Annotated in this window: 9 protein-coding genes; 2 read left to right on the forward strand and 7 right to left on the reverse strand. The window is 31.8% G+C overall.

Translation table 11 applies throughout. The annotated features are described in order from the left end of the window. Positions 1–60: 60 nt before the first annotated feature. Positions 61–684, forward strand: coding sequence for a leucyl/phenylalanyl-tRNA--protein transferase (gene aat / locus ACN5J5_RS08340; protein WP_418644463.1), 624 nt, complete (start codon positions 61–63; stop codon positions 682–684). 13 nt (positions 685–697) lie between these two features. Here aat and ACN5J5_RS08345 read toward each other — a convergent pair whose 3' ends face one another. From ACN5J5_RS08345 to ACN5J5_RS08365, 5 genes are all read right to left on the reverse strand, one after another. Then, positions 698–1579, reverse strand: coding sequence for a restriction endonuclease (locus ACN5J5_RS08345; protein WP_418644464.1), 882 nt, complete (start codon positions 1577–1579; stop codon positions 698–700). 83 nt (positions 1580–1662) lie between these two features. Next, on the reverse strand, positions 1663–2031 hold the full coding sequence (locus tag ACN5J5_RS08350) for a helix-turn-helix domain-containing protein (RefSeq protein ID WP_418644465.1): 369 nt from the start codon (positions 2029–2031) through the stop codon (positions 1663–1665). 10 nt (positions 2032–2041) lie between these two features. Next, positions 2042–2338, reverse strand: coding sequence for a type II toxin-antitoxin system HigB family toxin (locus tag ACN5J5_RS08355; protein WP_418644466.1), 297 nt, complete (start codon positions 2336–2338; stop codon positions 2042–2044). A gap of 54 nt (positions 2339–2392) precedes the next feature. Then, positions 2393–3841: a flavin-containing monooxygenase gene (locus tag ACN5J5_RS08360; protein ID WP_418644467.1), complete on the reverse strand. Its 1449-nt coding sequence runs from the start codon at positions 3839–3841 to the stop codon at positions 2393–2395. 2 nt (positions 3842–3843) lie between these two features. Then, positions 3844–5775: a CocE/NonD family hydrolase gene (locus tag ACN5J5_RS08365; protein WP_418644468.1), complete on the reverse strand. Its 1932-nt coding sequence runs from the start codon at positions 5773–5775 to the stop codon at positions 3844–3846. A gap of 85 nt (positions 5776–5860) precedes the next feature. Here ACN5J5_RS08365 and ACN5J5_RS08370 point away from each other — a divergent pair, with 85 nt between their 5' ends. Beyond that, positions 5861–6598, forward strand: coding sequence for a DJ-1/PfpI family protein (locus ACN5J5_RS08370; RefSeq protein WP_418644469.1), 738 nt, complete (start codon positions 5861–5863; stop codon positions 6596–6598). Between the two features lie 56 nt (positions 6599–6654). On the opposite strand, the gene ACN5J5_RS08375 is transcribed toward ACN5J5_RS08370, so the two are convergent. Then, positions 6655–9156: a zinc-dependent metalloprotease gene (locus tag ACN5J5_RS08375; RefSeq protein WP_418644470.1), complete on the reverse strand. Its 2502-nt coding sequence runs from the start codon at positions 9154–9156 to the stop codon at positions 6655–6657. Between the two features lie 130 nt (positions 9157–9286). After that, positions 9287–11146 (reverse strand): peptidase M61, encoded by a 1860-nt coding sequence (locus tag ACN5J5_RS08380; RefSeq protein WP_418644471.1) that lies wholly within the window; start codon positions 11144–11146, stop codon positions 9287–9289. Positions 11147–11200 lie beyond the last annotated feature (54 nt).

Raw genomic sequence — 11200 nt, forward strand, 5'->3', positions numbered from 1 at the left:
TTTTTCTCATTAGTTCTGATGAAAACTGCATTATATTTGTAGTGTCTATTACAGTTTTATATGATTTGGTTACCTGAAGAAATAGTATTTCCGCCGTATGAATTCGCGAATGAGGATGGTGTTTTGGCATTTGGTGGAGATTTATCTGCCAAACGGTTAATGCATGCGTATAAAAACGGAATTTTCCCATGGTTTAATGAAGGCGAACCAATTGTTTGGTATTCGCCACCAGAACGTATGGTTTTATTTCCGCAAGAAGTAAAAGTTTCTAAATCGATGCGTCAAGTATTACGAAAAAGAGGTTTTACAATTACCGAAAACAAAGCGTTTAACGATGTTATTTTTAATTGTCGCCATATTGATAGAAATGATCAGTTAGGAACGTGGATTACCGACGATATGGAAGATGCCTATATTAATTTACACGAAAAAGGAATTGCAAAATCCATAGAGGTTTGGATTGATGATAAACTCGTTGCTGGTTTGTACGGAGTTGATACCGGAAACGGTGTTTTTTGTGGCGAAAGTATGTTTAGCAAAGCAAGTAATATGAGTAAAGTTGCTTTTATTCACTTAGCCAAAAATGGCGGATACAAACTCATAGATTGTCAGGTACATAACGAACACCTAGAAAGTTTAGGTGCGCGTGAAATTGATAGAAATGATTTCTTGAGGATGTTGTAAGTGACCTTATTTATTATTCGGTTTCGAAAAAATCAATATCTATTTCTTTAACTTCATAAGTTGACTTTATTTGTAATCCGACATTAAATTCAAGCATTAATTCTGTTAGTTTGGTTCCGTTAATGAGAATTATTTTATGATGAGCATCATTAGCTTTTTTTTCAGCACCTTTATCAAAAGTAGATGTTGTTACAAATACACCTTTTTGTGTATCTCCACTCATTGCACCTATAAAGTTTCTAATATCTTTTTCTCTAACTTTATTTTCACCATATCGTTTGGCTTGAATATAGATTTTGTCTAAACCAAGTTTATCTTCATTAATTATTCCATCAATTCCGCCATCTCCTGTTTTTGCAGTTTCTATGAAATCACCATATCCCATTTTCTTTAAAAGAATAAGAATTACTTTTTCAAAGTAAAAAGGATCCATTGACTTTAGTTTATCTAAAAGTTCATTTTTTATTTCATTTTCAATCTGTAAAAAACCTTCATCAATTAGGTCTTGAGGAGAGGCATTTTCGATTTTTTGAGGTGTTGTTTCTTTTGATGGATTTTCTTCCGTGTAAAAATCTAAAAAGTTAGAAGAGTTTTCAACGTCTTTTAATGATAGATTTTTGTTTACAGATTTTTTGCCTTTTTCGGTTATCTTTACCATTCCTCTTTTTGGGAACTCAATAAAACCTCCTTTTTTTAAATATGATTTACCCCAAGCAATTCTATTTAATATTAGTGTATCACCGCTTTTTGTTTTCTTTTCGAGTTGCTCTTTACTAAGGTTTGAGTAAAATTTCGATATTATTTCTTTACTCATTTCACGATGATGAATAACTTCTCCATTCATAAGTGTTTTCAAAATAGGAATAAACGTTTCGTGAAATTTTGGTATTTCCATATTATTATTAAATGTTATTAGAGGGTAATTGTAATATTTATTTATAAGGTTTGATGCTTCTGAATAACAAACAAATTAAGAAGTTACTTAGTAAGTTGATAATTATTTACGAGAACGGAAGCAGATATGTGTAAAATTTGTTCTAATTCACGTATCATATCAACAGTTAGTTTTTTCTTTTTATTTAAAATTTCAGAAACTCTACTTTTTCCACCAATAATTCCAATTAAATCTTTTTGTTTAAGATTCATTTCTTCCATTCTAATTTTTATAGCTTCAATAGGGTCTGGTGCCTCAATTGGATAATGTTTATTTTCAAAATTTTCAATTAATAATGATAAAATTTCAGCCTCATCTCCTTCTTTTGAATTTGGGGTAGCATCAAAGATTAGCTCTAGTCTTTCTAGCGCTTTATCATAATCTTTTTCTGTTTTGATAGGTTTAATTTCCATAATTCATTTTTTAAATAGTGTCTGCATCAATCTTATCATATTCAGCGTGAGTTCCTATAAACCGAATAAACGCCCATTGTCTTACGTAATTGAATTTTACAATTAATCGATACGAATTTCCTTTAATATTAAAAACAACTCTACTGTCTTTTAAGATGCTAGCGTTGATGTAAGTTTCTTTTACATCGTTTGGAGACATCCAATTTGAATTTTTAGCAGTTTCATACCAAGTTTTTAGATATTGTTCTGAATCTGCATGGTTTTCCCAAAATGCTCGTAGCGTTCTTTTTGCAATTATTCGTTTCATGCCTTACTTAATGCAAATATAATAAAGTTCTCTAAAAAAGAACTTTATTTAGGGTTAATAAAATTTCAAAACATCATCTTTAATAGATTTTACACGTAATGTGAAATAATCATAAATCCAATTTTGATATAATTTCCACGGAAATTCACTTCCTTGTTTTGGTAAGTTTGCGGTAGAACGATGAATGTATCCGGAGTTTAAATTAATTAACGGAACAGTTTTAATATTATCATCATTTACTTTAGGAACAATGGTGTTGAACCCTTTTTTATCCATATACGAAATAACTCGGCTTGCGTATTCGCTAGTTAAATCACTTTTTAATGTCCAAGAAGCATTGGTATATCCTACAAAAAATATAAAATTAGGAAGATCGTTTAACATTAAACCTTTGTATGTTAACTTTTCAGCAGGGTTAAAAGGAGTGTTGTTGATACTTACTTTGGCATCACCAAAAGCAACCAATTCTAATCCGGTTGCGGTAATAATAATATCAGCTTCTAGTTCTTTTCCTGATTTTAAACGCAATCCGTTTTCGGTAAAACAATCAATATGATCGGTAACAATAGATGCTTTTTTATTTCTGATTACTTTAAATAAATCGCCATCAGGAGCTACACAAAAACGTTGATCCCAAGGATTGTAACTCGGTGTAAAATGTGGTTCAACCGGAAAACCATTCAATTGTTTTTTGGCTCCTTTAATAATAAAGTTTCTCATAAAGTTCGGAAACCTTTGAGAAACGTTATAAAATAGGATAGAAAACAAAATATTTTTAAGTCGAACGATTTTATGTGCTACCTTTTTAGGAAATATTTTTTTTATGCCGTTCGCAACTTTATCTTTATTGGGCAATGCGCCAATGTAGGTTGGCGAGCGCTGAACCATGGTAATATGTTCGGTTTTATCTGCCATGGCTGGTAACAAAGTAACCGCCGTTGCGCCACTACCAATAACGATGACTTTTTTACCCGTATAATCTAAATTTTCGGGCCATTTTTGCGGATGAATTACAGTGCCTTTAAAATTAGCAACTCCATCAAATTCTGGAGTATATCCTTGTTTGTAATTGTAGTATCCGCTACAAGAAAATAAAAACTTTGAAGTATATTGATGTGTTTCTTTTGTTTTTTGATGCTCTGTAGTAACTGTCCAAAGAGCAGATTTTGTATCAAAATTAACCGATGTAACTTTTTCGTTATAGCTTATTTTATCACGTACTTTATACTCATCAACAGCTTCGTTTAGATATTTTAAAATTGAAGGAGCATCCGCAAATGATTTAGAAGCATCCCATGTTTTAAAAGAATATCCGAAGGTATACATATCAGAATCAGAGCGAATTCCTGGATACTTAAATAACGACCAGGTTCCTCCTAATTCTTCACGCATTTCTAAAATACGATAACTTTTATTCGCATTTTTTCTTGATAAATGACAAGCTGCACCAATTCCTGATAATCCAGCGCCAACGATTAATACATCGGTATAATTTTGATTCATAATTATTCTTTTAACACGGTAAATTCAATACTAGAATCTGTAAAAACCGAATGTGTTTGTGTTTTAAAATCTTTTTCATCAGCTTTATAAATGTTGTCTACATAAGTCTGCGGATTCAAATCGATTAAAGGAAACCACGTACTTTGTACTTGTATTTGTAATTTATGCCCTTTTTTAAAGGTGTGAAATACATCTTGTAATTTAATATTTACGTCTGTTTTTTTGTTAGGCGTAAACGGTTCTGGATTCGAAAAACTATTTCTAAAACGACCACGTAAAACCTCGCTACGTACCATTAAATGATAGTTACTTAACTTTAAATGCGATTGCATTTCTTTGTTATCATTTTTTAAATCCGCAGGATGCACATCAATAACTTTTACAATCCAATCGGCAGCAGAACCTGTTGTTGCTACTTTTAATTTTGCTAAAATATCTCCGGCAAGAGTAAAATCGTCTGTTAAAACATCAGTTTCATACACCAATACATCAGGTCTACGAGCAGCAAAACGCTGATCATCGGTCATGTATTTTCTTGGCGTGAATACGGTTTTAATATCTTCAGAATACGGAACAGGGCGTTTGATATCGCTTATAAAATCAACTTTAGAATTGTCATTTTTAGATGCTGATAATTCTTGATTTACTGATAAATAAAACGATTGTTTTTTTGCTTCTTTTGGAGGCCAAACATCGTATGATTTCCATTCTTTTTTACCGCTATCAAAAACATATGCTTCTGGTAATCCGCTATTTTTAGAGCCGTCACCTTTTAAGAAATGATTAAAGAATTTTGTTTCTACTTCTTTCTGAAATTTTAAAGAAATAGAATCTCCAAAATAATAGTTTCCAACTTTGTTGGTTACTTTATTTCGTGCCCATCCACCGTGATCCCAAGGTCCGAAAACTAACGTATTGTAATTGTTAGGTTGATTTTTCTCTATGTTTTTATAGGTTTCTAAAGGGCCATATAAATCTTCAGCATCAAACAAACCACCAACAATCATGGTTGCTACGGTAGCAGGAACTTTATCTAAATGTTGAATAATTCCTTTGCTTTGCCATGTTTCATCATAATTTGGATGCTCTACAATTTCTTTCCAGAAAAAATCATCAATTTGATCTTTCTTTTCAGTACTAGCAACATCTAATTTATCATATTGAAAAAATTCGTTGAGGTTTTTTAAAGGTCCTTTATCTAAGAAAAACTGATATTGATCTTGTGTATCCATTTTAGGAAACGAATACCAAGCAGAATCCGTTGGTTGATCTTTGTAAGTTCCGAATAAAGAAATTGCTCTGAAATAACTTAGTAAAAAAGCACCGTTGTGGTGAAAATCATCAAAAAAGAAATCGCCAATACAAGCTTGTGGTGAGGCTGCTTTTAAAGCAGGATGCGCATCAATTGTAGAAACGGTAGCGTAATGCCCAGGATATGAAATTCCCCAAGTACCAACTTTTCCGTTGTTATGCGGTGTGTTTTTAACTAACCAATCAATGGTATCGTAAGTATCGGTAGTTTCATCAGCTTGTTTTGGTGTTTTATTAGGAATATAAGCACGCATGTTATCGTACACGCCTTCACTCATCCAACGACCACGAACATCTTGATATACCACAATGTTTCCTTCTTTCATTAAAATGCTATTCGGACCAATTTTGTTTTTAAATTTACCGTCTCCATAAGGTCTAGAACTGTAAGGTGTTCTTTGCATTAAAATTGGGTAGGTTTTGCTCGTGTCTTTAGGGGTGTAAATAGTAGTGTGTAATTTAACACCATCGCGCATCGTAATGGTAACTTCTTTTTTAGTAAAGTTATCTTTTACATAGGTGTTTTTTACTTTCGCGCCTACTTCAATTTTTTCTGTGTTTTTTGAAGTACAACTACTAATTGTAAGTGAAATAATTAACAAGAATTTTAAAAATGATTTCATGTGATTTGGTTATTTAAGTAGTAAATATAAAAAACGAATGCTAAAAGCAAGCTAGATTTAATATTTTAGCGTTAAAATGTATTTTATGAGAGTTTTAATGTTAAGTGTTATTGTTTTAATTTTGATTGGTTGCGGTGAAAAAAACATCAGCAAAACAGAGAAAGAGGTAACTAAAAAGGTGTTTTCTAAGTTAAAAAAAGACAGGTATAATGTTGCATTTTTAATAATGGACGGAACTTTTAATACAGAACTTACAGCACCGTTTGATATTTTTCAACATACTGTTTTTAGAAAAGGAATTAAACCGATGAATGTATTTACGGTTGCTGATACTGATAAACCGATTACTACTTTTGAAGGAATGCGAATTTTGCCTGATTTTAATTATTTAAAAGATAGCTTACCAAAGATTGATATTTTAGTGGTGCCAAGTGCGGAACATCATTTAGATACCGATTTAGAAAATAAAAAACTAATTGAATTTGTACAAATGGTTGATAAAGAGGCGCAGTTTATAACTTCTCATTGCGATGGCGCTTTTGTATTGGCAAAAGCTGGAGTTTTAAACGGAAAAGTATCAACTACATTTCCTTCGGATATTGATAAAATGCGAACCATGTTTCCTGATTTAGATATTAGAAAGGAAGTGTTATTTGTTCACGACGGAAAATATATTACGTCTGCCGGAGGCGCAAAATCTTTTGAGGCAGCGCTTTATTTATGTGAATATTTATACGGGCCAGATATAGCAAAATCATTAGCACAAGGTTTGGTAATAGATTGGAATGTAGCTAAAGTACCGCATTTTATTATAAATGATTAATAAAAAAAGGCAACCAATTTGGTTGCCTTTTTAAATTTTATAAAAATAGATTAATCTTATTTATTTGGATTTAAAATACTACTAACTCTATCTGCTGCATCTTGTAAATGGTAACGAGAAATTGTGTTACGAGCGTTAGGAATACTACGTTTAATATCTCTTTGTATTCTTTTTAATTCGCCTCTAACAACTGCTTTAATATCAGATTGACTAATATTTACTGCAGTTTGTTTAAAATAACCTCCGCTTCTTCTAACTCCACTTTGGTTTTTAGCTTTGTTTAATAAAAAGTCTAAACGATCTAAATGTGCTCTTTGTAAGTTTCTTCTGTAACCATCAATTGTTTTATTTGTGTATAGTTCAGACCAAATCCCTTTTCTAAGATCTGTCATCATATTTACAAAAGTATACGCTTTAGTTCCGTTTAAAACTTCATTCTCAATTAGACGAGTTAAACGACCAGTTTTTAAAATTTTGTTTAAAGTACGTACTTGTAAGCTTCTAATTTCATCAACAGAACCAGAATATTGTGTTTTTGCAATAATATTTTGATCTATTAACCAAGTAGGTGTTTTAAATAACTCATTATTAACAAAAGCTAAGGCTCTTTTTTGATGATCTTTCGAGGTATGTGTATATACCGAACCTTCTTGATCCGCAGTTTTAAAGTTTTCGTAAACTCCACCAATATTAGAACTAACATGTCCCATATATCTGTTAAACTGACCAACTAATTGACCGTACATTGTTTTTAACTCTTGATAGTCTTCACCGTTTTCAGTAGTCCATTCTTCTAAACGAGGTAAAATACGTTGTAAGTTTTTAATACCGTAAGCACTTGCTTTCATGGCATCATCACCTAAATCTTCTGTTTGAGAACTTGGATCGATGGTATTTCTTACTTGTTGATGACCAAATCTGTAAATAGGGTCTCCTTTTTTATCAGTAATCCATTTATTTAAAATAGCTTTTTCATCTTTAGCAGATGTGTTTAAGATAGGGCGGTATCCCCAGCTCATTGCATATTTATCGTATGGTCCGATGTTTGGCATCATTGCCACGCCTTTATCTTCTGGCTGTGCAACGTAGTTAAAACGCGCATAATCCATAATAGACGGTGCTGTACTATATTTTTTAGTAAAACTAGCAGAGCGTAAAGAGTCTACAGCATAAGCAGCAGAACTACCCATATTATGAGGTAAACCTAAGGTATGACCAACTTCATGAGATGACACAAAACGAATTAAACGTCCCATAATTTCATCTTTAAATTTATTTTTTCTAGCTTCTGGATTGATAGCAGCAGTTTGAATAAAGTACCAGTTATGTAACAAAGTCATTACATTATGATACCAGTTGATATCAGATTCTAAAATTTCTCCAGAACGAGGATCACTAACGTGAGGCCCGTTTGCATTTGGAATAGGAGACGCTAAATAACGAACTACAGAATAACGAACATCTTCAGGACTCCATTCTGGATCCTCCTCTTTTGTTGGTGCATCTTTAGCGATGATTGCATTTTTAAAACCAGCAGCTTCAAAAGCAACTTGCCAATCTTCAATTCCTTCTTTAATATATTTACTCCATTTTTTAGGCGTAGCTCTATCAATATAATAAACAATTTGTTTTTTAGGCTCTACTAATTCACCTCTTTTAAACTTCGCTAAATCTTCATCTTTAACTTCTAAACGCCATCTGTCTAAATAAGTTACTGATTTACTTTTTTGAGTATCTAAACCATAATCAGTTTGAGAACTTGTAAACCAACCAACACGTTCGTCAAAATAACGACGCTTCATAGGTACTTTAGGAAGTAAAATCATAGAGTTACTTAATTCTAAAGAAACGGCACCAACACTTGAGTTTGACGGCGCTTTACCAGCAACATAAGTTTTTACGTGGCGAACTTCAATGTTTTGAGGATAACTACTCATACGATCAATATATGAACGGTTTTTATCCATTTTAGAAATTTTGTATGCTTTTCGTCTAAATTGAGGAAATCCGATTGCTTTTACATCCGAAGAAAACAAAGGAGTTGCGTCAATAACTGTTGCAGTAGAATCTTTACTAAATGCTTTTATAGGAAAAGCGTACAAAATCGGCTCGAAATTAGAGTTTGTAACCGCTTCGTGAATAGGTAAAATAGAATCTGCAACCACATTGTGAGAAACAACTTTTAATAATATTTTTTTCTGATTTTTTACCCAACGTAACACTTGCGTATTTTGTTTTCCACCTCCAAAACCAATTCCGCTTGCGGTCTTAGCAATTCTGGTAACCATTAACATTTCTCGGTTTAATAACGAATCTGGAATTTCAAACAGATAGTTATTGTCTTTCGAATGTATTTTAAATAAACCTTCATCAGTTTTGTGTTTTTTAGTAACAACTTTACTGTAAGGTTTTATTCCTTTTTTTACTGGCTTTTTTTTAGGTATTTCAGCTGTTTTTTTGTCTTTCTTTTTTCTTTTTTTACGTTGTGCTTCAGTGTTTAAAGAAACGCCTAAAAAAAGAAATACAATCAAAATTCTTGAAAGTAATTTTTGTGTCATTGTATTTGGTTTGAATATGAAGCACCGAATTTAGTTAAATGAAAGTTGTATTCTTCTTAATAAATTGTTAAAGCAAAAAAAGGCAACCAATTTGGTTGCCTTTTTTAATTTTATAAAAACTAAGAATAATTTAGTTTTTTAACCAAGCATTTCTTAAAATTACTTTAGCATTGGTTGCAGGTAATTTTTCTATTACTAAACCAGTTGATTTACTAGTTGGCTGTACATAATTTCCTGATATTTTTACAGGTTTACCATCTCTGGTAACGGTCATTGTTATTGTGTCACCAGCTTTCCATTGCATGGTTTTTCCTATAATAGGACGAATGTTAGCTAACGAAATTTCTTCACTATTAATAGATTCTAAAATGTCACCAGCTTTAACACCTAAAGCAGCTAATCCAGAATTTAATCTAGATGTAAAAAAAACTTTTTTATCTCCATTTACCGAAATAAAAGGTTGTCCTTTAGCATCAATAAAATAAGTAGCGTTTTCAGTTTTTGTTTCTTTTTTAACACCTACTTTGTTAAAGTATGTTTCGTAATTTATAGGTGTTGCTCCTTGTACATGGTTCTTAAAGAACTCGCCAACCGAAGGGTAAGTCATCTTTACAATTTCATCAATAATTTTTTCATCTTTAAAAGCATTGTTTTTTCCGTACTTTTTAGATAAATCTAACATCATGTTTCTTACACCGTATGTACCGTTACTTTCTTCTCTTAAAATAATATCTAAAACCATTCCAATTAAAGCACCTTTTTGATATACATTTCCGTAGTTTTTAGCATATTCAGGTTCTAAAATATTTTTACTCATTTTGGTAAAAGACATAGCATCGTTATAACGCATTGAAGAACCTATTTTTACGTTCATTTCATTAATAAATTCTTCTTCTGAAATTAAACCTTGATTTACCTGAAAAAGATTGGCAAAATATTCCGTCATCCCTTCATACATCCATAAATGCTCAGACATTTTGGCTTTGTTAAAATCGAACGTGTGAATTTCTTCAGAATGCACAGATAATGGCGAAACGATATGAAAAAATTCATGAGATACCGTTCCGTTAATCATATTACTAGCAAATTGTTTTTTGCCCATTGTTTCTGGATAAACAACTGTAGTTGATGAACGGTGTTCTAAAGCTCCATATCCTTGAAATTTATAAACTTCAGGGTCAAATAAATATACTAAAACATTGTATTCATTTGTAGTTTCAAAGCCTTTTAAAAAGTTTGTTTGGGCAGTCATCATTGTTTTTAAAGCCTCTTCTAAATCTGTCGCTTTATGCTTGTTGTTAGGAGAGTATACTGCTAAATTAACATCAATTCCGTTTACCGTAAAATTAACGTTGTTTAACGGCGCGTACATAATCGGATTGTCAGAAATTTCATCATACCTAGGTGCTAAAAACACATCTTTACTATTATCTGTTTTAGTCGTGTTTTTATTGATTAAAGATGAGGTTTCGTATAGGTTTGTTGGGTGCATTATAGTAATTTCATAAGGCAATTCTTTTTTGTTATTAAAGTAACCAATAAACCCAGGTAGGTTTAATAAAAAGTTTTTACCCTCTTCAATATTAGTACCTGCCATTACATAAATTTTGTGCTCTTTTTCAGAATCGAAAGTATCCTCAACCCAGTAAGAAATTTTATCCATGTTCTTCGCATTGTTTATTTGCCAAGAATTTTCGTTTAATTTTGTGGTAACTAATTCTTTTCCGTCGTAGTCAAAAGCTTTAAAGTCGGCAACAAATTTACCGTAGTTACTCATTGCATAGGTTCCGGGTACAATTGCAGGAATGTTATAAATAAGAGTTTCTTCTTTAATTTTCTGCGGATTTATCTCAACCATTATTTTATCATCAACAACAGTATTTAAGTCGATTGCAACAGCCACGGTTTGCGTGTTGTTTTGAACTGTTTTGTAAGTAGAACAGCTTGCTAGTAAGGCTATGAAAGCAGTTCCTAGTATAATTTTTTTCATGATTCGTATTTTATCTACTGCATAAGTATTAATTTCTATCGAAATGTTACATTA

It is taken from the genome of Tenacibaculum insulae (assembly GCF_964512435.1).
Taxonomy (GTDB): Bacteria; Bacteroidota; Bacteroidia; order Flavobacteriales; family Flavobacteriaceae; genus Polaribacter; species Polaribacter insulae_A.

Coding starts and splice junctions, on each gene's coding strand:
- aat (WP_418644463.1), top strand. CDS start 61: ATGATTTGGTTACCTGAAGAAATAGTATTTCCGCCGTATGAATTCGCG.
- ACN5J5_RS08345 (WP_418644464.1), bottom strand. CDS start 1,579: ATGGAAATACCAAAATTTCACGAAACGTTTATTCCTATTTTGAAAACA.
- ACN5J5_RS08350 (WP_418644465.1), bottom strand. CDS start 2,031: ATGGAAATTAAACCTATCAAAACAGAAAAAGATTATGATAAAGCGCTA.
- ACN5J5_RS08355 (WP_418644466.1), bottom strand. CDS start 2,338: ATGAAACGAATAATTGCAAAAAGAACGCTACGAGCATTTTGGGAAAAC.
- ACN5J5_RS08360 (WP_418644467.1), bottom strand. CDS start 3,841: ATGAATCAAAATTATACCGATGTATTAATCGTTGGCGCTGGATTATCA.
- ACN5J5_RS08365 (WP_418644468.1), bottom strand. CDS start 5,775: ATGAAATCATTTTTAAAATTCTTGTTAATTATTTCACTTACAATTAGT.
- ACN5J5_RS08370 (WP_418644469.1), top strand. CDS start 5,861: ATGAGAGTTTTAATGTTAAGTGTTATTGTTTTAATTTTGATTGGTTGC.
- ACN5J5_RS08375 (WP_418644470.1), bottom strand. CDS start 9,156: ATGACACAAAAATTACTTTCAAGAATTTTGATTGTATTTCTTTTTTTA.
- ACN5J5_RS08380 (WP_418644471.1), bottom strand. CDS start 11,146: ATGAAAAAAATTATACTAGGAACTGCTTTCATAGCCTTACTAGCAAGC.